This is a genomic window from Allomuricauda sp. CAU 1633 (assembly GCF_017313225.1).
GTDB lineage: Bacteria > Bacteroidota > Bacteroidia > Flavobacteriales > Flavobacteriaceae > Flagellimonas.
The window spans coordinates 442,029-462,250 of record NZ_JAFLNE010000002.1 but is presented as its reverse complement, the minus strand read 5'-3'; the positions used below and the strand labels follow the sequence as shown (position 1 = coordinate 462,250).

At 41.1% G+C, this 20,222-nt stretch carries 23 protein-coding genes; 10 read left to right on the top strand and 13 right to left on the bottom strand.

Translation table 11 applies throughout. The features are described from left to right. Positions 1 to 71 precede the first annotated feature (71 nt). Positions 72 to 1,115: a sensor histidine kinase gene (locus J0X14_RS07055; RefSeq protein WP_317194428.1), complete on the top strand. Its 1,044-nt coding sequence runs from the start codon at positions 72 to 74 to the stop codon at positions 1,113 to 1,115. Between the two features lie 165 nt (positions 1,116 to 1,280). Here the strand turns inward: J0X14_RS07055 and J0X14_RS07050 are convergent, their stop codons facing one another. Continuing rightward, positions 1,281 to 1,517, bottom strand: a complete 237-nt coding sequence (locus J0X14_RS07050) for a hypothetical protein (protein WP_207097064.1) — start codon at positions 1,515 to 1,517, stop codon at positions 1,281 to 1,283. A 405-nt stretch (positions 1,518 to 1,922) separates the two neighbouring features. Between J0X14_RS07050 and msrA the strand changes: the two genes are divergently transcribed. After that, on the top strand, positions 1,923 to 2,615 hold the full coding sequence (gene msrA / locus J0X14_RS07045; protein ID WP_207097063.1) for a peptide-methionine (S)-S-oxide reductase MsrA: 693 nt from the start codon (positions 1,923 to 1,925) through the stop codon (positions 2,613 to 2,615). Positions 2,616 to 2,708: 93 nt separating this feature from the next. Here the strand turns inward: msrA and J0X14_RS07040 are convergent, their stop codons facing one another. The 4 genes from J0X14_RS07040 to J0X14_RS07025 all read right to left on the bottom strand — a co-directional run bounded on the left by J0X14_RS07040 (position 2,709) and on the right by J0X14_RS07025 (position 5,844). After that, entirely contained in the window at positions 2,709 to 4,163 is a 1,455-nt protein-coding gene (locus J0X14_RS07040) for a hypothetical protein (RefSeq protein WP_207097062.1), read from the bottom strand. Beyond that, the gene (locus tag J0X14_RS07035; protein ID WP_207097061.1) at positions 4,135 to 4,740 is read right to left on the bottom strand and encodes a hypothetical protein; all 606 of its coding nucleotides are present in this window, start codon (positions 4,738 to 4,740) and stop codon (positions 4,135 to 4,137) included. The genes J0X14_RS07040 and J0X14_RS07035 overlap by 29 nt, the downstream gene beginning before the upstream one ends. Next, the gene (locus J0X14_RS07030; RefSeq protein ID WP_207097060.1) at positions 4,724 to 5,266 is read right to left on the bottom strand and encodes an RNA polymerase sigma factor; all 543 of its coding nucleotides are present in this window, start codon (positions 5,264 to 5,266) and stop codon (positions 4,724 to 4,726) included. The genes J0X14_RS07035 and J0X14_RS07030 overlap by 17 nt, the downstream gene beginning before the upstream one ends. Positions 5,267 to 5,418: 152 nt before the next feature. Beyond that, positions 5,419 to 5,844 carry an organic hydroperoxide resistance protein gene (locus J0X14_RS07025; RefSeq protein ID WP_207097507.1) on the bottom strand — a complete coding sequence of 142 codons (426 nt, stop codon included), beginning with the start codon at positions 5,842 to 5,844 and terminating at the stop codon, positions 5,419 to 5,421. Between the two features lie 208 nt (positions 5,845 to 6,052). On the opposite strand from J0X14_RS07025, the gene meaB reads away from it, so the two are divergent. From meaB to J0X14_RS07010, 3 genes are read left to right on the top strand one after another with little or no spacing between them, the layout of a single operon-like run. Continuing rightward, the gene (gene meaB, locus J0X14_RS07020; protein WP_207097059.1) at positions 6,053 to 7,096 is read left to right on the top strand and encodes a methylmalonyl Co-A mutase-associated GTPase MeaB; all 1,044 of its coding nucleotides are present in this window, start codon (positions 6,053 to 6,055) and stop codon (positions 7,094 to 7,096) included. A gap of 35 nt (positions 7,097 to 7,131) precedes the next feature. Continuing rightward, the gene (locus tag J0X14_RS07015; protein ID WP_207097058.1) at positions 7,132 to 8,094 is read left to right on the top strand and encodes a glycosyltransferase family 2 protein; all 963 of its coding nucleotides are present in this window, start codon (positions 7,132 to 7,134) and stop codon (positions 8,092 to 8,094) included. After that, entirely contained in the window at positions 8,075 to 8,947 is an 873-nt protein-coding gene (locus J0X14_RS07010; RefSeq protein ID WP_207097057.1) for a lysylphosphatidylglycerol synthase transmembrane domain-containing protein, read from the top strand. The genes J0X14_RS07015 and J0X14_RS07010 overlap by 20 nt, the downstream gene beginning before the upstream one ends. Here J0X14_RS07010 and J0X14_RS07005 read toward each other — a convergent pair. Genes J0X14_RS07005 through J0X14_RS06990 form a run of 4 tightly spaced genes read right to left on the bottom strand, consistent with a single transcriptional unit; the run spans position 8,944 to position 12,799 of the window. Then, positions 8,944 to 10,602, bottom strand: coding sequence for an ArnT family glycosyltransferase (locus J0X14_RS07005; RefSeq protein WP_207097056.1), 1,659 nt, complete (start codon positions 10,600 to 10,602; stop codon positions 8,944 to 8,946). The two genes, J0X14_RS07010 and J0X14_RS07005, sit on opposite strands and share 4 nt — an antisense overlap. Then, positions 10,599 to 11,168, bottom strand: a complete 570-nt coding sequence (locus J0X14_RS07000; RefSeq protein ID WP_207097055.1) for a phosphatase PAP2 family protein — start codon at positions 11,166 to 11,168, stop codon at positions 10,599 to 10,601. The genes J0X14_RS07005 and J0X14_RS07000 overlap by 4 nt, the downstream gene beginning before the upstream one ends. After that, positions 11,168 to 11,395, bottom strand: a complete 228-nt coding sequence (locus tag J0X14_RS06995) for a hypothetical protein (RefSeq protein ID WP_207097054.1) — start codon at positions 11,393 to 11,395, stop codon at positions 11,168 to 11,170. The genes J0X14_RS07000 and J0X14_RS06995 overlap by 1 nt, the downstream gene beginning before the upstream one ends. Before the next feature lie 3 nt (positions 11,396 to 11,398). Next, positions 11,399 to 12,799 carry an MATE family efflux transporter gene (locus tag J0X14_RS06990; protein ID WP_207097053.1) on the bottom strand — a complete coding sequence of 467 codons (1,401 nt, stop codon included), beginning with the start codon at positions 12,797 to 12,799 and terminating at the stop codon, positions 11,399 to 11,401. Between the two features lie 252 nt (positions 12,800 to 13,051). Here J0X14_RS06990 and J0X14_RS06985 point away from each other — a divergent pair, with 252 nt between their 5' ends. Then, the gene (locus J0X14_RS06985) at positions 13,052 to 13,696 is read left to right on the top strand and encodes a hypothetical protein (protein ID WP_207097052.1); all 645 of its coding nucleotides are present in this window, start codon (positions 13,052 to 13,054) and stop codon (positions 13,694 to 13,696) included. 19 nt (positions 13,697 to 13,715) lie between these two features. Here the strand turns inward: J0X14_RS06985 and mazG are convergent, their stop codons facing one another. Continuing rightward, positions 13,716 to 14,498 (bottom strand): nucleoside triphosphate pyrophosphohydrolase, encoded by a 783-nt coding sequence (gene mazG, locus J0X14_RS06980; RefSeq protein WP_207097051.1) that lies wholly within the window; start codon positions 14,496 to 14,498, stop codon positions 13,716 to 13,718. A gap of 162 nt (positions 14,499 to 14,660) precedes the next feature. Here mazG and J0X14_RS06975 point away from each other — a divergent pair, with 162 nt between their 5' ends. From J0X14_RS06975 to J0X14_RS06965, 3 genes are read left to right on the top strand one after another with little or no spacing between them, the layout of a single operon-like run. Next, the gene (locus J0X14_RS06975) at positions 14,661 to 15,536 is read left to right on the top strand and encodes an alpha/beta hydrolase (RefSeq protein WP_207097050.1); all 876 of its coding nucleotides are present in this window, start codon (positions 14,661 to 14,663) and stop codon (positions 15,534 to 15,536) included. 25 nt (positions 15,537 to 15,561) lie between these two features. Continuing rightward, positions 15,562 to 16,206 carry a GDSL-type esterase/lipase family protein gene (locus J0X14_RS06970; RefSeq protein WP_207097049.1) on the top strand — a complete coding sequence of 215 codons (645 nt, stop codon included), beginning with the start codon at positions 15,562 to 15,564 and terminating at the stop codon, positions 16,204 to 16,206. Between the two features lie 14 nt (positions 16,207 to 16,220). Then, positions 16,221 to 17,795: a family 20 glycosylhydrolase gene (locus J0X14_RS06965; RefSeq protein WP_207097048.1), complete on the top strand. Its 1,575-nt coding sequence runs from the start codon at positions 16,221 to 16,223 to the stop codon at positions 17,793 to 17,795. On the opposite strand, the gene J0X14_RS06960 is transcribed toward J0X14_RS06965, so the two are convergent. From J0X14_RS06960 to ruvX, 3 genes are read right to left on the bottom strand one after another with little or no spacing between them, the layout of a single operon-like run. Then, positions 17,796 to 18,242 (bottom strand): DUF5606 domain-containing protein, encoded by a 447-nt coding sequence (locus tag J0X14_RS06960; RefSeq protein ID WP_207097047.1) that lies wholly within the window; start codon positions 18,240 to 18,242, stop codon positions 17,796 to 17,798. Between the two features lie 53 nt (positions 18,243 to 18,295). Next, complete coding sequence (gene def, locus J0X14_RS06955; protein WP_207097046.1) at positions 18,296 to 18,886, bottom strand: peptide deformylase; 591 nt, start codon at positions 18,884 to 18,886, stop codon at positions 18,296 to 18,298. A 3-nt stretch (positions 18,887 to 18,889) separates the two neighbouring features. Next, positions 18,890 to 19,300 carry a Holliday junction resolvase RuvX gene (gene ruvX / locus J0X14_RS06950; protein WP_207097045.1) on the bottom strand — a complete coding sequence of 137 codons (411 nt, stop codon included), beginning with the start codon at positions 19,298 to 19,300 and terminating at the stop codon, positions 18,890 to 18,892. Between the two features lie 100 nt (positions 19,301 to 19,400). Between ruvX and J0X14_RS06945 the strand changes: the two genes are divergently transcribed. Continuing rightward, positions 19,401 to 20,216, top strand: a complete 816-nt coding sequence (locus tag J0X14_RS06945) for a 2,3,4,5-tetrahydropyridine-2,6-dicarboxylate N-succinyltransferase (RefSeq protein ID WP_207097044.1) — start codon at positions 19,401 to 19,403, stop codon at positions 20,214 to 20,216. Positions 20,217 to 20,222 lie beyond the last annotated feature (6 nt).

Below are 20,222 nucleotides of genomic sequence, written 5' to 3'. Positions count from 1 at the left end.
TTTGCCTATTTTTTTTAAATATTGAAGGCGTTATACCCTATGCTTGTTTTATATACGCGTTTTTGAATTTGGTGAACACACTCCTTTACAAGCAACATAAAAGGTTAATTTTAACATACAATATCACCACTATCCTCTCCATGATAGGGGCAACCATTGTCACCATCTATAGTGGTGGAATACAGAGTCCGTTTATATTTGTTTTGGCCATTGTGGTCTTTGCCGGATATGTGACCACCAAGGTTTTTGGACAACTCTACCTCATTGTCAACCTATCTGTGCTTGCTATCTTATTTTTATATGACACCGGGGATTTTCAGATTTCGGAAAATACGGTTCCATTGGAATCCAGAAGCTGGTTTGCCTTTTTAAGTGCCGTTTTTGCAGTCTACCTATTGGGAGGCGTTTTTGGAAAAAATCTTTTGATGGCACATCACAAGCTTTATAAATCCAGGAATGAGATACAGGAGCGCATTGTGGAAAAAGAAATGTTATTGAAAGAGGTACACCATCGGGTAAAGAACAATCTGCAGACCGTTTCCAGTCTTTTGAGCTTGCAATCCAGGGCCCTTGATGATGAAAAAATCAGCAACATCATAAAGAGCAGTCAAAATAGGGTGGTTTCCATGGCCATGGTACACGAAATGCTCTATAAACGTGATGACTACCTTTCAAAAGTAGAGCTAAAACCGTATGTGAAAGAGCTTTGCGACTATTTAGTACGCTCTGTAAAAGGAAGCACCAATACGGTTAAAGTGGACTTGGATATTGATGACAATAAGCTCAGTATTGATACCGTAATCCCCCTTGGGCTTATCATAAATGAAACTATTACCAATGCCCTAAAATATGGAATTGCTGAAGGCAGTAATGGCGAGATACATGTTTCATTGCGCAAACTTTCCGATAACCGCTATGAAATGTACCTTGGGGATAATGGCATTGGCTATTCGGAGGATATCAATCCCAGGACTTCCAATTCCCTGGGCCTAAAGTTAATCTATAACCTAGCAAGGCAACTACGGGGTTCCATAACAAGGGATTACGACAAAAAGGGCACCTATTATCGTATTGAGTTTGAAGAAGTCATTGAAGACTTTAATTCGGTAGATTGATTTCTTGAAAAGACCTCTACAAGTTTATTAGTGTATCTCTACAGACAAGGCTGTTTAGGAAGTATTACCTAAACTTTTTAGCCCGAAACGAAAACACTATCGAGGCTACAACAAAAGCAAAACTTAAGAAAAGCGTGAATGGGATAAGTAGTCCTGTAATCATAATTAAGCCAATTTTGCTTTATTTCTTTTAGTGGTGAAAGAAAGCTCCTTTTTAACCCTAGAGTTTTTGAACTTGTACAATCTGGTCATTTTTCTGTCCTTCTTAATTTCATTTTGAATTGCAACGTTCAACTCTACATCAGCAGATACGGTTTCAACCTTTACCTCTTTAGAAATATCTTGGGCCATGGCCATTGTTCCGAAAAAAGTTACTGCGATGATGGTTAAAATTGTTTTCATGACTTGGGTTTTATTTACATGGTAAAGCTACCCTCACATGACCCCCAAGACAGATTTGTGTCGTTTAACCCTCCTTTTTTTTCGGTGTAAAAACTTTTTTCGGGTGAAGTGTTTTTTATTGTCGATGAACGTTTTTAGGGTTAAAAACAACATGCCGACCACATGTGCATTTCATCGATCATTCAAATGACCGTTCATCTGTAACTCACTGATATAAAATGATTTATTTGTAGGAAAAAGAATACATTTTGTAAGAATAAGATGTAATATTCAATGAAATATAATCCTTCAACTTCCTAATTGGTGAACCGTGAATCTTTCTAATAAGTCATCAGGATTAACAAATTTTAACATGGTTCCAAGTAATAGTTGCTACCTTATTCCCACTAAACAAAAAACTCTAAAATGAAAACCGTGGGAATTCCTTTTTTACTGCTACTACTATTGACCTCTTTCGGATGTCAATCCAAAAACAAATCAGAAAAACAAGAACTGGCCCAAAAAGAACAATCGGAAGCTCCTGTAAAAGCATCTTTCACCGAAACGGAATTGCAGGAATACGAAACCGCTTATTTCGCCAGTGGATGTTTTTGGTGCGTTGAGGCCATTTTTGAAAGCGTAAAAGGGGTAAAGGAAGTTTACTCGGGCTATTCCGGTGGCACTGAAAAAAATCCCACTTATGAGCAGGTTTCCTATGGCAAGACCACACATGCCGAAGCCGTTGAAGTATACTATGACCCAAAAGTCATTTCATTTACCCAATTGGTACAGGTGTTTTTTGGTTCACATGATCCCACTACGCTCAATCGTCAAGGGCCGGATAGAGGTGCCCAATACCGCTCCATAGCATTTTATAAGAATGAGTCGGAACAAAAAATCATTACCGATTATATGGCCAAGTTGAAATCCGAGCTTGTGTATGATAGGCCCATTGTCACCGAAGTGAAGAAATTTGACAAATTTTATAGGGCCGAGGACTACCATCAGGATTATGAGAGGAACCATCCCAACAATTCGTATATCCGGAATGTTTCCATCCCTAGATTAAATCGGTTTAAAGCCAATTTTCAATCCTATTTAAAAGAGGATGCCCATTAAGTAAACCAAAAGGAAACTATTGTTGTTGTTTTTGGACCAAGGATTTGGTCGGGGAAGGGAGTAGTTATTGGGACACGAACACAAAAAACCGTACTATTCTTTTAGCACCACATCACTATACTTGGAATTGATGGTAATGGATTTTCCACCTGTATTGGCAATGTGATAGCCTTTGTGCACATTGGTATTGTAGTTTTTGGAGGTGCCTATAGCCATGCTTTTCGGGTAACTAAATTCAGAAGCGGTTTCATTCACATAAATTGTAAAAGGTACTGAAGGTACCGCACAGTCCACCTCTCCATTTTCCACAGTAATGTCGATATTGGAAAATCCTGAAGAGACAGAATCAATGTTCAAGGCACCCAAACTATTGGTTACAAAGGCATTGTTCATCAATTTCCCAATACTTACATTGGATGAGACGGAATTTAGTTTCAAGTCTTTTACTTCCCTAAGGTTTACCCTATCCGAATAATCGGTTTTTAACTGCCCGTAGTTCCATTGTTGCACCTCAACGGGCGAATACGAGGCTCTAATATTGGTTTTGTCACCATCAATCGTAGAAGCATGCAAGCTTGCGTAAGACAAGCTTGCATTAATGTTCTTTGTATTTGCTGCCAATTTTACCTCTCCGTGCCTTACGTCCATTTTAAGTTTGACGTTTTTAGGCATTTTTATCTTGATGCGCTTTTTGACCTTGTATTTTTTTCGTTCCCCATCATCAGAGGAAAAATAAAACACATTGGGTTCACCATTATTGATGCTGATGACATGTCGCTTTACTTCTTCTTGATGTTTCCTTGCTTCCTCACGGTGCTTTTGCATCTCTTCTCGGGCCTCTTTTCGCTGTTCCTGTTGCTCCTCCATCATTTCTTTGCGTTCTTCCATGAGCAGCTTTCGGTTCTCCTCCATTTCTTTCCTGTTTTCGGCCATTTCCTTGGCCATTTCCCCCATCTCCTCACTCCACTCTTTAAAACGCTCTTTGTACTCCTTATCAAAATTTTTATCGAAGTTCTTTTTCCACTCCTTTAAGTATTTGTCACCATCTTTTTTGTAGGCGTCATAATCAAAGTCCATGTGAGGCATTGGAGGCATGGGCGGCATGGGAGGTAGATTGGGGATTACAATAATCTCTGGAATCTGAGGGATTTCTGGAATCTCCGGCATGACAAACTCGATATTGGGTATCTCTACAGGAACGTCAAAGTCATATACAAATGAGGAATTTCCTCCCCAAAATGTATTGCCCTGTGTGCTGACCTCAATCTCTTTACTGTTTCCTTTAATCGTAATCTGATCTTTTTCAAAATACGCTTTTACTTCCTCATCCGTAGCTCCCTCCAATTCCACCACAGCGGTAATTTCCACTTGGTTCTTGTTCCATGTTTCAAATTCAATGTCCGCATAACTGGTGTTGATGTTAATCACGGCATCCTCGTCTACATTGAACGTTTCCTTGTAGGTCTTTGATTTCTCCTGCGCATGACAGACCAAGCCTGTCAGCACAAAAAGTAGCCCACTAAATAATATTTGATGTCTCCTGTTCATTTTTTGATGATTTTAATTGGTTCAACTTTGATTTTAATTTTTGCAATAGCTGCAATCGCAACTGCAGATTCTTTACCAGAGCACCGATAGTTTGGTCGTTGGGGCCCATTTCATTCAGTTCTTTGTTCAATCGCTGATATTCTGTATCCAATTCGGACAATCGGTCCATATAGCTGTCCATCACCTCTTTATTGTTGGCATCGACTTCTAAGTCGGACAATTCAAGATTGATATTGGTGAGGTAGTAATTTTCCACCTTCTTTAAATCTGGGGAAAGATCACCCAATGAGATACCTTGGTTCCCCCCCTCTTCTTTTTGGGTGTCCACAAGCTGGGTATCTGTAGAACCGCCTTCTTCCTCCTGACTCGAAAAATAATAGAAGGTCAATCCCAAAGCCACCACCACGGAAGCTGCCATCTGCCACCACACCGAATACCCTTTCTTTTTTACTGGGGGTTCTTCCAATGGCATTTTTTCATCCAATTTTGACAGAAACCGGGCCTCATGCCCCTTTTTCATGGAGTAGGTCTTCTCTTCCCGTTCCTTTTCAAACAATTTTCTAAGATCCCGTGCCATACGCGCTATCTTTTAATGATTCCTTTAGTTGTAATTTGCCCCGTAACAATCTGGTTCGTGAAGCAGCTTCGGTAATGTTTAAAATTTGGGCAATCTCACTATGGTCATAGCCTTCCACCAAAAACAATTGCACCACATATCTATATTTATCTGGCAATTCGGCAATAGTCTTTTTCACCTCTTCCAAGGAAATGCCCTCTTCAACATACCAATCTTCTTCATCGGTAATGTGAAGGAAATTTTCATTCAACTCCACAGTTCGTTGGTTTTTCGATTTTAAAAAATCGATGCTCCCGTTTACCACTATTCGTTTCAACCATGCCCCAAACGTAACCTCTCCCTTAAACTGCTCAATCCGCTGAAACGCCTTAATGAAGGATTCCTGAACCACATCCTCAGCATCATTGGAATTTTTCAAGAAACGCATGGCAACCCCGAACATACCATCACAATATTGACGATACAGTTTTAGCTGCGCCCCACGGTCGTTGCGTTTACATTTTTCTACCAGTTCAATTTGAAACACGGTCAGTTTGTTGTTTGATTTCTAGTGGTTCTCCATAAAGACGATGAAAAAAATGGAACGTTTCAAAATCGTTCTCTTTTTCTTGATTTTTAACAAAAAAATCCCGCTGAAGTATCAACGGGATTTCATTTTGCATACAATTTACGAAACGTTTACTCGTCCATCAACAGGTTGAGATGTACCGTAATATTGTCCCGGGTAGCCTTGCTATATGGACATATTTCATGGGCCGCATTGATTATATTTTCACCCATATCCTGATCCACAGTAGGCAAATAAGCATCTAAAGTGGCCTCTAAAAAGAAACCTTCCTCTTCCTTATTGAAGGAAATGGTGGCAGTAACATTAAAATCCCCAAGATCATCAACACCATGTTCTTTGGCCACTACTTCCAAGGCTCCTGCAAAACAAGTGGAATAGGCAGCAGCAAAAAGCTCCTCTGGGTTAGTGGATTTTGGGTCGGGCTTTCCTTTGGAATTTGGCATACTGATACTAAAATCGAGAACACCGTCCTCACTTTCCACATGTCCGGACCTACCTCCTGTATTTGTGGCCTTAGCTTCAAAAATTGTCTTCATCATCTAAATGTTTATAGGGTTCGAATGCACCGGTTGGCTTAAATCAACCGTACATAAGATGAAAAATACCATTTTGATTCTGGAACACCATCAAATTGGTCATTAAATTTTTGTGAAATGAAGAAACATCGCAATGCCCTACAGGCGTACATTCACCATAACCCACAAAAACTTTATACCTTAGTATAAAATCCGATTACTGTAACCCTTGGCAGCCAAAAAAAGTACACCACCCGACACCATTTCCAAAATCAAGGCACTTCGTAAACAGGAGATTTCCGTTAAAGCCTTGACTGATGGCATCCTCAAGGGTGACAAAGCCATTTTGGCCAAGTCCATTACCCTATTGGAAAGTACCAAACCCGAGCATTTTGAAAAAGCCAACGCAGTAATCGAAAAATGTCTGTCCGTACCCAATTCCAGCATCCGATTGGGAATTACCGGTGTTCCTGGAGTGGGAAAAAGCTCGTTCATCGAGACATTGGGCACCACCTTGACTGCCATGGGCAAAAAAGTAGCCGTTTTGGCCGTGGATCCCACTAGTTCTTTAAGTAAGGGTAGTATTTTGGGCGATAAGACCCGCATGCAGGCACTTTCCACAAATCCCAATGCGTTTATTAGGCCTTCTCCTTCAGGGACTTCTTTGGGTGGCGTTGCCCAAAAGACCAGAGAGAGCATTATGCTTTGCGAAGCGGCGGGCTATGATGTCATTTTAGTGGAAACCGTGGGCGTGGGTCAAAGTGAAATTGCTGTGCACAGCATGGTGGACTTCTTTCTACTCTTGAAACTTTCCGGTGCAGGCGATGAGCTCCAAGGCATTAAACGGGGGATTATGGAAATGGCTGATGCCATCGCCATCAATAAGGCTGATGGCACCAATCTGGAACGGGCCAAATTGGCTGAAACCGAATTTTCCCGTGCGTTACACCTTTATCCTCCCAAAAAAAATGGGTGGATTCCTAAGGTGCTGCGCTGCTCTGCCACCGAGAACACCGGAATCCATGAAATTTGGGAGTTAGTGGAACAATTCGTAACCCAAAACAAGGAAAATGGTCATTTTGAACAAAATCGAAAGATTCAGAACAAAAATTGGTTTCTTCAGACCGTGGACGAGTATCTCAAGCAATTTTTTCATCAAAAAGAGTCTTTTAAAAAGGAACAGGACAAAATGCTCGCCGCTATTGAAAACAATGAAATCTCCCCTTTTTACGCTGCCAAACTCCTCTTGGACAAAATCACCAAGGAACTTTAAATAAAAGCAATAAATTTGCACAGATTCAAAACCGAATGAGCACCGTCACCGATTCTCTCCTTTCCATAGTGGTTCCTTTGTACAATGAGGAGGACAATGTGGTCCTGTTGACCCAAAAAATTCATGAAAGTCTTGTGGGTTACAACTACCAAATTGTTTACGTGGATGACTTTTCCACCGATAAAACACGTCAACGGGTCAAGGAAATGGATGATGACAAAGTCCATTTAATTGAGTTAAAGAAAAATTACGGCCAAAGTTTAGCCTTGGCCGCTGGACTTGATTATGCGGAAGGAGAATACATCATCACCATGGATGGAGATTTGCAAAACGACCCTTCGGATATTCCGCAAATGTTGGAATATGCCGTGAGCGGTGAATATGATGTGGTTACCGGTATCCGTCAGAAAAGAAAGGATTCCCTGGTCAAAAAAATACCTTCCAAGATTGCCAATTTCTTGGTCCGAAGGGTGACCAAATTGGACATTAAGGACAACGGCTGTGCTTTGAAGGTCTTTACCAGGGACATTGCCAAAGGCTTGAACCTTTATGGCGAAATGCACCGTTTTATTACACTTTTAGCTTATTTGGAGGGGGGACAAATCAAGCAGGTTCCGGTAAAGCACCATGCCCGTCATGCAGGGGTTTCCAAGTACGGTTTGGAAAGGGTATTTAAGGTAGTAGCCGATATGATGTTGCTACTCTTTATCCGAAAATATTTTCAGCGACCCATTCACCTTTTTGGGATTTTTGGAGTGTTACTGATTATTTTGGGCATCTTCATCAACCTTTATTTGTTGATTGTAAAGCTTGGCTTTGGGGAGGATATTGGGAGTCGACCCTTACTCATTTTTGGAATGATGTTTATTTTAGGAGGAATTCAGTTGTTTACCATTGGTATTGTTATGGAACTGCTCATCAGAACCTACTACGAATCCCAACAAAAAAGACCGTATCGCATCAAAAAAATTACTGTAGGTGACGGAAAAGCGGCGTAAAAGGCTCATCACGGTACTGAAATTCATTATCAGTGCGGCCCTGATCTACTTTATTTTTACCAAAATAGATCTAAAGGACGTTCTACAGACATTACAAAAGAGCAATCCTCTTTACTTGGCCTTGGCCCTGGTGTTCTTTGTGCTTTCCAAAGGAATCGCTGCACTTCGATTGAACTTATTTTTTCATCAGATTGGGGCAAAAATCACCCAAATGAGCAACCTTAAGTTGTACCTGCAGGGAATGTTCTACAATCTTTTTCTTCCCGGAGGGATTGGAGGTGATGCCTACAAAGGGTACATCATCCAAAAAGAATATCAAACCGGAACCAAGAAAGTGGTTTCCGTTTTGCTCTTGGACCGTTTAAGCGGAATGCTATTGCTTTTTCTCTACGCCTGTACTTTGGCTTTGATTTCGGCCAACTCATTTTTCACAGGTTTAATGGGGTTGATCATTGCAGTAATTCCATTGAGCCTAGTGGTTTTCTGGTGGATGAATTGGAAATTCTTTTCCTACACCCTTCCCATTTTTTGGAAATCCATTGGATATTCGGCCTTGGTACAATTGGCGCAGTTGGTGTGTGTATGGTGTATTTTGCAATCGCTTTCCATTACTTTGGACACTATTGAATACCTTTTTGTGTTTTTAATTTCTTCCATTGTATCCGTCATTCCACTTACAATAGGTGGTATCGGAAGTAGGGAAGTCACTTTTCTCTATGGTGCCAAATGGTTGGGATTGGATGCCAGTACCTCTATTGGAATCAGTTTTACTTTTTTCTTAATCACGGCCTTGATTTCCCTTTTTGGGATTGTCTATCATTTTAAAAAGCCCAAATTGGAAACGGTTTCCTAATCCAAATGCACCAGATGCATCTGTTCCAATTTCTTCTGACGGGTATTGGGGTTCAAAAACTTAATTTGTAATCGGGTAATTCGAAACTGGTCCACGGTAATCTGTTCGTGCCAATGATAGCCTTCATTGGCTATTTTTTCCAATTCTTGGTCCGTGGCATATACCCAAATATCACCTTTGTCCTCCAAATCCGAAACAGGAACAATGTCCACAGGTTTTTTGTTGTAAAAATCCAACCCCCAAGTAAGTCTTTTGGAAATTTTAACGATTTTATCGACAGGAATTTGATGTTCTGCTACTTTTTCAGCCATGGTAGAACCTGCTTGATACCGAAGCAGTCTGGGGTAAAAATGGGTGTTCAACAATCCATTTAACAACAACGAACTGCAAACCGAAATGGTAATGATTCTTAAATAGGGCGCTTCGCGTTTTAAACAGAAATAGATGATTACCCCCAATATGGCCAGCAGCACAAAATAGCCATGATAATACTTGAATTTGAACACATAAAAGCAGACCAATATGGTGAAGACAAAGACCAAGCTCAATATAAAATATTGGAAAATGAGAATTATTTTGGTGACGCCCCGGTTTTCCTTTTCCTGTAAACTATATAAGTACGATGCAGAAAGTAGAGCATACAACGGAATAAGGATATTCATGTAATGCGGCAGTTTGAATTGGGCAAAGCTTATTAAACCAAAGAGTATGGTAATACCGCCTAAGGTCAAAAATTCCATTTTTGGATTGTACGCAAATTTCTGTTTCCAAAAGGTCTTTAGTCTTTTCCAATAAGCAATCAAGGCCAAAACGGTCCATGGCAAAAAGACCCATAAAAATGTATGAAAAAAGAAAAAGAAATCACTACTGTTCTTCCCGATGCCTTCCCCGCTCATCCGTTCAAAACTCTGCTCCCAGAAAATAAAAAAGATGCCGCTTCTGTTATCCTTTCCCCGAATTACCTTTTCTGGATGTAAATCAAACTGGTGATAATAGGCATACAACATGGGCGTAATGGTGATTCCAAATACCAAAAGAGCCACTAGCACCTTCCAATTGAGCAATCGCTGCCATTTTCGGGTGTAGGCCAAATGACAAAGTAAGGAGACGCCAATCACCACCAAGGCAATCTGTCCTTTGGTGGAAAAAGCCATACCTGCCCCAAAGGCTCCCAAAGCAATATTTTTAAGTGTGTTTTTCTCCACATAGGCTACCAATTGCCAAATGGCAAAAATGGAAAATCCGGTTAAAACGGCATCGGTACGAACATCGATATTGGCCAATACAATGGTTTGGGCCGTCATGAAAATCAGTGACGCAAATCGTCCAACATCCTGATTGTAGAGTAACTTACCAAGTCCATAACAGCTATATGCGCCCAACAAGGTTGCCAAAATACCTGGAATCCGATAAGCCCAATCATGAATACCAAAAATCTTGTAGGACAAGGCGGCTAACCAATAGTGCATGTGGGGTTTATCCAGATATTCCTCCGTTCCTTTAATCAAGGTAAGCCAATCGTTCTCTTGAACCATCCGCATGGCCATGACCGCAAATTGGGCGGAATCGTTTTCAAAAAGGGTCACGAAGATTCCAGCGATATACACCAGAACAATAAGGGCTAGTAAAAACCAGTATCTGGCCGTTGATATCATGTACCCAATTTTTGGAATGCAAATATAGCCAACTTGACAAACAACCATCCGAACAAAGTACCAACCAAGGCACCTGTTAGCACATCCAGCGGATAATGAACTCCGATATAAATTCGGCTATAGGCCACTATGCATGCCCAAAGGATCATGATAATACCAATAAACCTTACTTTCCCTCGAAACAAAATGGAAAAGAAGATTGCGGGACCAAAAGAATTGGCGGCATGCGCCGAAAAATACCCGTACTGCCCACCGCAATAACTTTTCACCAAACGCATAACCGAACTCACTTCTGGGTCGTGACAAGGTCGAAGTCGTCCAATTCCATATTTAAAAAAGTTGGACAATTGGTCAGTGCAGGTAATCATTAACGCAACAGATACCAAAATGATGCCCGTTCGCTTCCACCCGAAGTTTTTGTAGGAAAGATAGAGCAGCAGCACATACAGCGGAAAAGAGCTCTTTGTATTCGTCATGAACATCCAAAACCCGTCCCAAGTTGGGGTTCCCAGTCCGTTCAGGAATAAAAAAAGGTCTGTATCGTGCTGTAAGAGCTGTTCAAGCATTACTCGTCGTATCTGGAAACCTCCCTATCGTAGAAAGCTGTTGCGGCTTCAATCAGACTTTCTGCTTCTTCCATTAAGTCTGCCTCATCTTCTTTGGAGAATTCTTCCATCCATTCCACTTCATCATTTTCTAGATTGATAATGAACCGCGGATATTCAGTATGAACAATAAAGATGCCCTCAGGGTAATCGGTATTATCGGCCAACAGAAATTTGGGTAGTTCCATATGTTATGCGTTGGATTCCAAAAGGTTGGAATCATGTTTAGTTCTGATCAGTTTTTTTGTCAAATAGTGGAATCGAATATACAACAATACTGCCGATGCTGTCAATCCCAATAGCAATCCTATCCAAATTCCCGTACTGGAAAAACTCGTATGCAATCCAAGGTAATAACATACTGGAAATCCAATCAACCAGTAAGCCACAAAAGTGATGAAGGTGGGGATTTTTACATCCTGCAACCCCCGGAGTGCACCTAAAACAACGACCTGCAACCCATCGGAAATCTGAAAAAATGCAGCGACCAACAGCAATTTAGCCGCAATAATAATTACTTCGGTATTGTCTGCCTGATTGGCAATATCATCCACATCCAAATAAATAGTGGGAAACCAATGTCTTCCCAAAAGGAACAGTATGGCAAAGGCCACTTCCAAAATAAAGGTCAGGAAGAAAATAGACTCTGCAATCCTTCGCAACTCTCTAAAATTTTGCAACCCTTTTTGATTTCCAACACGTACCATGGCCGCAACACTGAGCCCCATACCTACCATAAAGGTCATACTGCTCAGGTTTAACGCAATCTGATTGGCCGCCTGTGCATTTTTTCCAAGGACTCCACTCAACCAAATGGCCGCCGTGAAAATGGCTACTTCAAAAAACATCTGCATGGCGGAAGGGAAACCCAAACTAATGATCTTTTTCATCACTTTTTTCTCAATTTCCCTAAAATTGAAATGGGTTACATAGGTTTTAAATTTCTCTTTGCGCTTCAACAAAAACCAGATATATCCCACCATGATGAAACGTGAGGCCAACGTACCAATGGCTGCCCCTACAATGCCCAACTTCGGAAATCCGAAGGAACCAAAAATGAGCAAATAATTGATGGAGATGTTCACCACATTGGCTAAAATGGTAGCATACATGGGATATTTGGTCTGGGATAAGCCTTCTGAGAACTGTTTAAAAGCCTGAAAAATGACCAAGGGCACCAATGAAAAAGCGACGAGTTCCAAATAGGGAATGGCCAATTCCACCACTTCTGGGGGTTGCTCCATGTGGTACAGCAACGGCTTGCACAACATTATTGCCCCAAACAGGGAAAGCCCCAAAAGGGTACAGAGTACCAGTCCATGTTTTAGGGCTTTTTTTGCGTCAGCAGGGTTTCTTGCTCCATCGGCCTCAGCCACTAAAGGGGTGATTGCTGTGGAAAAGCCTATACCAAGCGACATGGCTATGAACACAAAACTGTTTCCCAAAGAGACCGCTGCCAGTTCCGCGGTACCCAATTGCCCCACCATAATGTTATCAGCAAAAGCTACAAAAGTGTGCCCCAACATGCCCAAGATTACGGGATAGGCCAATCTAAGATTATATGAAAATTCTTTAGTGTATTGTTGAAGCATTATAATGCATCTTAAGCAGTGAACAAATATAGAACCTTTGGAAATAATCCTATTCAGGACACAGTCGTAGTTTTTTAACCAAACTTATCTTGGTCAACTGTGTGACATCCTGTTAAAATTATAAGCAACAGACTTTAAGCCAATTAATTCCTTTGAGCGTACGTTTAGAATGCGTAAATTTTGAGTACCAATTTCAATTCGAAAATGAAAATTTCAGCTCCATACCTTTTTTTGATGTTTGTTGTTCTAATCATGGGGTCTTGCTCAGAGAAGGAAACCAAAAAAGGAATTCTAACGCTTCATGAAAACTACGGACAGATTCACGATATTATTTCAATCGCAGATTGCCACAGCCCATTTGGTGCCTATACCACAGAAGTTCACTCTTTATCTAATGGAAGTTGTTATTTCATTCAGCAATTCAGTGAAGACGAAGCCCCTTTTAGGGTTAGCGTCGATTCCGTCTACCAAGGTTATTTAATAGATGAGAACAACAATGTTACTGACACCTTATCACAAGAGGATGTGGAAATGATTCGAAGTCATGAAATCCATAAAATGAGTATTGCCCCTAATCATTACTATACCGGCCTTCGCTATAAAAAGAAAGTAACGGAACAAAAAAAGGAACTTGAATTATACCAAGGAGTGGATAGGTTAGGGAATTCTGTTCAGCTTTTTTACAAGCCTGATGAAAAATTGATTTCCAAAATTGAATTCCGCAATCCTAAAGATACCACTCAGACTATTGAATTGATTTATGATAGATGGGTAGAGAGTGAATACGGAGAAATGGCCAAGGAAATTCGTATCGTTCAGGCTGAAAAGGACACTTTTTACTTCAATTTTCGATTTTTGGAAATTAGAGGAGAAAGTGGCAACATTAAAGTAATCTGAAAATACCCACTAAAAACAATTAGGCAGAAGGCAGCTTCTTGGCCTCTTCCCAGAAAATATCCATTTCCGCCAAAGTCATTTCTTTGAGGGTCTTGCCGGATTCCTTGGCTTTGCCCTCTAAATATTGAAAGCGTTTGATGAACTTTTTATTGGTGCGTTCCAAGGCATTTTCGGGATTTACATTTAAAAATCGGGCGTAGTTGACCATGGAAAACAGCACATCACCAAACTCCGATTCAATTTTATCTGCATTGTTGGACTCCACTTCAACCTGCAACTCTCCCAATTCCTCCTTTAATTTTTCAAAAACCTGCTCGGGATGTTCCCAGTCAAATCCCACGCCGGCCACTTTTTCTTGGATTCGGTTAGCCTTAACCAATGACGGCAAACTATTGGGGACGCCTTCCAAAACACTTTTCTTGCCTTCTTTGAGCTTGATATTCTCCCAGTTTTGTTTGACTTCATTTTCGTCCTGCACCTTAACATCACCATAAATATGAGGATGCCGATTAATCAATTTCTCACAAATTCCATTCGCAACATCCGCAATATCAAAGTCTTGTGTTTCCGAACCTATCTTAGCATAGAAGACTATATGCAAGAGCAAATCACCCAGTTCCTTCTTCACTTCATCAAGGTCATTGTCTAGAATAGCATCACCCAGTTCGTAAGTTTCCTCAATGGTCAAATGGCGAAGTGTTTGCATGGTCTGTTTTTTGTCCCACGGGCATTTCTCCCGTAATTCGTCCATGATGTTTAGAAGTCGTTCCACTGCCTTCAGCTGCTCAGATCTTGCGTTCATCTATAAAATTTTATTTAAAAGTACAAAGACCGTAAATAGCATAAGCTGATTTTTTATCCATAGTTATAAAGACTATGATTGGCAAAAAGATAAAATGAGGGTCACGGTAGTTAACCCTAGTGCTCTATTGAAAATTGTACATTTGAGAAAACACCAATAATTATGAAAGCACTCTCATCCTTGGCACTTTTATGCTGTGGGCTTTTCTTAAATGCCCAAGAAATTGTGAAACTACCCAACACCGAAGGGCCTCCAGTAACTTGGGAAACACCTGAAAATGAATACTTTTCAAACATCTGGAACACCCAGGTTGTCACCAATGTTTCTGAACCTACTATGCAGGTTTTTAGACCCAAAGAAGAAATCAATACGGGCACTTCTGTAATTATCGCTCCCGGAGGCGGATTGTTCGCCCTTAGCATCAACAGTGAAGGCAATGATGTGGCCAAATGGCTGAACGAAAAAGGAATCACTGCTTTTGTCCTTAAATATCGATTGGTCCCCACTGGAAAAGATGGGGTAGCCGAAATTGAAAATGATGCTCCAAAAGAACCTGAAAAATTTATGGAGCGTGTACATACCGTTCTCCCCTATTCCATAAAAGATGGCCTCAATGCCATAGAACATGTTCGCGAAAATGCTGATGCTTATGGAATTGACCCTAACAAAATAGGCTTTATGGGCTTTTCTGCAGGAGGAGCGGTAACGGTTGGTGTGGGCTATAACTATACGAAAGCAAGCAAGCCCAATTTTTTAGTACCCGTTTATTATTGGTCCAGTGTAGTTCCATTGGAAAAGCCAAAGGAAGATGCCCCTCCCATGTTTTTGGTCTGTGCCTCTGATGACCCCTTAGGATTGGCTCCGGGAACTATTGCACTGTATTCTTCTTGGTTGGAAGCGGATAAAAGTGTTGCCTTGCACATGTACAGTAAGGGTGGACATGGCTTTGGAATGCGAAAACAAGGATTGCCTTCAGATTCGTGGATAGAACGTTTTTATGATTGGAGTAAAACTCAAAATTTAGTCAATGAAAACTAGTTCGTATCACGCAAAAACTGTCGCCATGAAAAAATTCTTATTCCTTCTGCTATTACTCCCAATCCTAAGTTACACACAGGCTCCCAATCGTTTTGACAATGAGGTCATGGAAATCCAAAAAAAGAACGATTCGCTCTGGGATGCTTCAAAACCTACTCTTGTCTTTACGGGTAGTTCCAGTATTAGAATGTGGAAAGACCTTCAAGAGAGATTCCCAGACCAGCAGGTTTTAAATACTGGGTTCGGTGGCTCCCAATTCTCGGATTTAGAGCTCTATTTGGATGAATTGATCCTCAATTACAAGCCTGTAAAAGTCTTTATTTATGAAGGGGACAATGATGTCAGTGCCAAAGTGAGGCTCAGAACCATTATGGATACCTCGGAACGCATAATAGAGGTGCTCCAACAAAAAGCAGAGGACATGGAGATTGTCTTGATTTCTCCAAAACCGAGCATTTCTAGATGGAAATTGAGAGGAAAGTATAGGCGCTTAAACCGAAAGCTCAGTCGATTGGCTGAAAAAACCAATGGGGTTGATTTTGTGGATGTGTGGTACCCCATGCTCGATAAACGAAAAGTAAAACAGGACATTTTCATTGAAGATGGCCTCCATATGAATACCAAGGGCTATGATATTTGGTTTGAGGTATTGAAAAACCATGTTAAATAACTAATCAAAACACTGTGATCACAAGGACATTACTGCTCTTTTCCGCTATAATTTGTCTAGCGGCGTGCCAATCTGAAAAAAAAGAAATTCTATATCCCAAAACTGACTTAGCAACAGCTCCACTAATTCCAAAACCCATAAAAACTGTGGCAACACACAGTGCGTTCGGGCTTGATTCCACGACGGTCATCTTTACTTCTACCCAAGATCCGGCATTTGAAAAAGTGGGACAATTTCTTTCAGAAACAATAAAGGGTAAACTGGGGTTGGACCTTGCAGTAAATGCCTCGAACGGTGAAAACGTAGAACGACTGATCTATATTAATCAATCAGACAGTGTAGATTTGGAAACTCCCGAATCCTATCAGTTGTATATTAAAAAGGACTCCATTTTTGTGAACGCGAAAACAGCTGCAGGAGCCTTTAGGGGAATCCAGACTTTGCGGCAACTTATTCCTGAAAAAAGCAATGATACCCTTACAGACCATCCCCTTTGGTTGATTCCATCGGGAAAAATAGAAGATGCCCCCAAGTTTGGGTATCGTGGCGCCATGTTGGATGTAGCCCGACATTTCTTCACTGTGGAAGAGGTCAAAAAGTATATCGATATACTGGCCTACTACAAATACAACACCATTCATTTACACCTATCTGATGACCAAGGTTGGCGAATTGAAATCAAGTCTTGGCCCAAACTGACCGAAGTGGGTAGCAAAACCGAGGTCGGTGGTGGTGAAGGTGGTTTCTATACACAAGAAGAGTACAAAGATATTGTGCAATACGCTGCAGATAGACATATGACTCTAATTCCTGAAATAGACATGCCTGGGCACAGTAATGCTGCCTCCTTGAGCTATCCCTTCCTCAATGGAAATGGAAAACCTCTAAAACCTTACACAGGTACCAGAGTGGGTTTTAGCACATTTGATGCACAAAAAGACACCGTCTACAGCTTTTTGGATGATGTCATCGGCGAAATCGCCGCCATTACCCCTGGACCCTATTTTCATGCCGGTGGAGATGAAAGTCATGTCACAAAAAAGAAGGATTACATTCATTTTGTGGAAAAAGTGGAAAAGATTGTCCAAAAGCATGGGAAACAAATGATTGGGTGGAACGAGATTGCCCAGGCCAATCTTGACCCATCTTCTATCGCCCAACTTTGGAATGAATCGCATAGCGCCATAAAAGCTGCTGAAAATGGGTTAAAAGTGATTCTTTCACCAGCAGAAAAGACTTATGTGGACATGAAATACGATTCCATTTCGGAATATGGGCTCACTTGGGCTGGGCTTATTCCAGTGGATGTAGCCTATAATTGGAACCCAGAAACCTATGTGGAAGGGCTTCCTAGGGAAAGCATCTTAGGTATTGAAACTCCTCTATGGTCAGAGACCATAAGCAATAGCGCTGAACTGGAATATCTGGCCTTTCCACGGGTTATTGGGATTGCCGAATTGGGGTGGTCACCAGCAGAACACTGTACTTGGGAAGATTACAAAGCGCGCTTGGCACAGCAAGTTCCCTATTTAAATCAAATGGAAGTCAACTATTATCCGAGCCCTTTGATAGACTGGGAGAAAGAATAATTATTCCTCCTCTTCACTGGAAGCCACGGAAGTAGGTTCTTCCTCAGCATCCTCTTCTGTAACAAAGTCTGAAATGTTGTTATCGAGGAGGATGTTGTACCACTGGATGATTTTTTTGATGTCACTGGCATATACACGGTCCTCATCGTAGTTGGGCAGAATTTCAAAGAAATATTCCTCCAGCTCGATTTTTTCGGCCTTGTGACTGATGCCTGTTTTTTTACCGTCTTCCTTTTCCTTTATTTTCTGGAAAACTTCACGAAGCGGCACTTCCTCTTCCAAAGTGTAGATGGCTATTTCAGAAAGGACACTGACATTACTTCTAATCCCTACGGTTACTCGTTTTCCATCCAAAAGGGATTCCCCAACAAAACCACTTCTTGTCTGGGTCAATAATTTGTAAAGTCCGGGCTTACCGCCAATCGATAAAATTTTGTCCAATGCCATTCAATAAGATTTATGCGCGCAAAAATATAGTATTCTCGGAAACGCCAATTTTTTTAACGTCCTTTTTTGATATTGGGGAACCGCATTTTGTAGTCCACTGCGATTTTTCCTTTTGAAATTTTCTCCAACCTGCTCTTCAACAAGCGTTTCTTCAAAGAAGAAAGCTTATCCGTAAACAAAATTCCTTGGATGTGGTCGTATTCATGCTGAATCACCCTTGCCAACAATCCGCCATAAGTTTCCCTTTGAGGTTTAAAATTCTCATCCAGATAGCTAATGGTGATTTCGGGTTTTCTTTTCACATCTTCCCGGATATCTGGAATACTCAAGCAACCTTCATTAAAATCCCATTCCTTGCCCTCTTCTTCTTCAATTTTTGCATTGATAAAAACCCTTTTAAAGCCTTTCAGGGCCTCCTGATCTTCTTTGCTCAAATCCTCATCATCGGAAAAAGGCGTGGTATCCACCAAAAACAAGCGAATGGGCAACCCAACCTGAGGAGCTGCCAATCCAACCCCATGAGCATTGTACATGGTCTCCCACATATTGGTGATCAATTCATCAAGTTTTGGATATTCTGGGGTGATATCCTTCGCCATTTTTCGTAAAACGGGGTCTCCGTATGCAATAATGGGTAAAATCATAAACTACATTCTGTTAAGATAGGCCTGCAAAATCAGCGTGGCACTTATTTCATCCACCAAGCCTTTGTCTTGGCGCTTTTTCTTTTTCATTCCACTGTCCAACATGGACTGGAATGCCATTTTGGAGGTAAATCGTTCGTCTTGGCGTTCCACAGGTATTGCAGGAAAATTTCCTGTCAACTTCTTTAAAAAAGACTGAATCAACTCTTCCGATTCCGATGGTGTATTGTCCATTTGTTTGGGCAATCCCACCACAAATCGTTCCACAGACTCCTTTTCAATATAGTCGACAAGAAAGGGAATCAATTCCTTGGTTTCAACTGTGGTCAATCCGGAAGCAATCAACTGAAGTTCATCAGTAACCGCAATTCCAGTTCGCACTTTTCCATAATCCAACGCCAAGATTCTAGCCAAACCAAAATTTTTGGCAAAAATAACCTTAAAAATGTTATGCCCTTAAAATAAGCTTCATTATTCTGATGAGGGGACTATCTTTGCCTAAATTTCAAGAAAAATGACAGATTTAAGGGGACTTATTGAAAAAGCCTGGGACAACCGGGAATTGTTGACAGAGGAAAAAACCCAAACAGCCATTAAGGAAGTAATTGATTTGATTGATGTGGGTGAGTTGCGCTGTGCCGAACCTACGGATGATGGTTGGCAAATCAATGAGTGGGTCAAAAAAGCGGTGGTGCTCTATTTTCCCATTCAAAAAATGGAGGTTCTTGAAGCTGGCATTTTTGAATATCACGATAAAATTCCTTTGAAAAAAGGGTATCAAGAAAAGGGAGTTCGGGTAGTTCCCCATGCGGTTGCTCGGCATGGTGCATATATTTCCAAAGGAACCATCCTCATGCCCAGCTATGTAAATATTGGAGCTTATGTGGATGAAGGTACCATGGTGGACACTTGGGCCACTGTAGGTAGCTGCGCACAGATTGGCAAAAATGTCCATTTAAGCGGTGGTGTTGGAATTGGTGGTGTTTTGGAACCTTTACAGGCAGCGCCTGTTATTATTGAGGATAATGCTTTTATTGGTTCACGTTGTATTGTTGTTGAAGGAGTTCGCGTTGAAAAAGAAGCGGTTCTTGGAGCCAATGTGGTACTCACCGGTTCTACCAAGATTATTGATGTGACCGGCGATGAACCTATTGAACTAAAAGGTAGGGTTCCTGCTAGATCGGTTGTTATACCCGGAAGCTATACCAAAAAGTTCCCAGCAGGAGAATATCAGGTGCCCTGTGCATTGATTATTGGAAAACGAAAAGAAAGTACAGATAAAAAGACCTCGCTAAATAATGCATTACGGGAACACGACGTAGCCGTGTAAATACAT

Coding starts and splice junctions, on each gene's coding strand:
- J0X14_RS06945 (WP_207097044.1), top strand. CDS start 19,401: ATGACAGATTTAAGGGGACTTATTGAAAAAGCCTGGGACAACCGGGAA.
- J0X14_RS07050 (WP_207097064.1), bottom strand. CDS start 1,517: ATGAAAACAATTTTAACCATCATCGCAGTAACTTTTTTCGGAACAATG.
- J0X14_RS07000 (WP_207097055.1), bottom strand. CDS start 11,168: ATGCTTGAACAGCTCTTACAGCACGATACAGACCTTTTTTTATTCCTG.
- J0X14_RS06960 (WP_207097047.1), bottom strand. CDS start 18,242: ATGGCATTGGACAAAATTTTATCGATTGGCGGTAAGCCCGGACTTTAC.
- mazG (WP_207097051.1), bottom strand. CDS start 14,498: ATGAACGCAAGATCTGAGCAGCTGAAGGCAGTGGAACGACTTCTAAAC.
- msrA (WP_207097063.1), top strand. CDS start 1,923: ATGAAAACCGTGGGAATTCCTTTTTTACTGCTACTACTATTGACCTCT.
- J0X14_RS07035 (WP_207097061.1), bottom strand. CDS start 4,740: ATGGCACGGGATCTTAGAAAATTGTTTGAAAAGGAACGGGAAGAGAAG.
- J0X14_RS07025 (WP_207097507.1), bottom strand. CDS start 5,844: ATGAAGACAATTTTTGAAGCTAAGGCCACAAATACAGGAGGTAGGTCC.
- def (WP_207097046.1), bottom strand. CDS start 18,886: ATGATTTTACCCATTATTGCATACGGAGACCCCGTTTTACGAAAAATG.
- J0X14_RS06990 (WP_207097053.1), bottom strand. CDS start 12,799: ATGCTTCAACAATACACTAAAGAATTTTCATATAATCTTAGATTGGCC.
- J0X14_RS06995 (WP_207097054.1), bottom strand. CDS start 11,395: ATGGAACTACCCAAATTTCTGTTGGCCGATAATACCGATTACCCTGAG.
- J0X14_RS06985 (WP_207097052.1), top strand. CDS start 13,052: ATGGGGTCTTGCTCAGAGAAGGAAACCAAAAAAGGAATTCTAACGCTT.
- J0X14_RS07040 (WP_207097062.1), bottom strand. CDS start 4,163: ATGAACAGGAGACATCAAATATTATTTAGTGGGCTACTTTTTGTGCTG.
- J0X14_RS06975 (WP_207097050.1), top strand. CDS start 14,661: ATGAAAGCACTCTCATCCTTGGCACTTTTATGCTGTGGGCTTTTCTTA.
- J0X14_RS06970 (WP_207097049.1), top strand. CDS start 15,562: ATGAAAAAATTCTTATTCCTTCTGCTATTACTCCCAATCCTAAGTTAC.
- J0X14_RS07005 (WP_207097056.1), bottom strand. CDS start 10,602: ATGATATCAACGGCCAGATACTGGTTTTTACTAGCCCTTATTGTTCTG.
- J0X14_RS07015 (WP_207097058.1), top strand. CDS start 7,132: ATGAGCACCGTCACCGATTCTCTCCTTTCCATAGTGGTTCCTTTGTAC.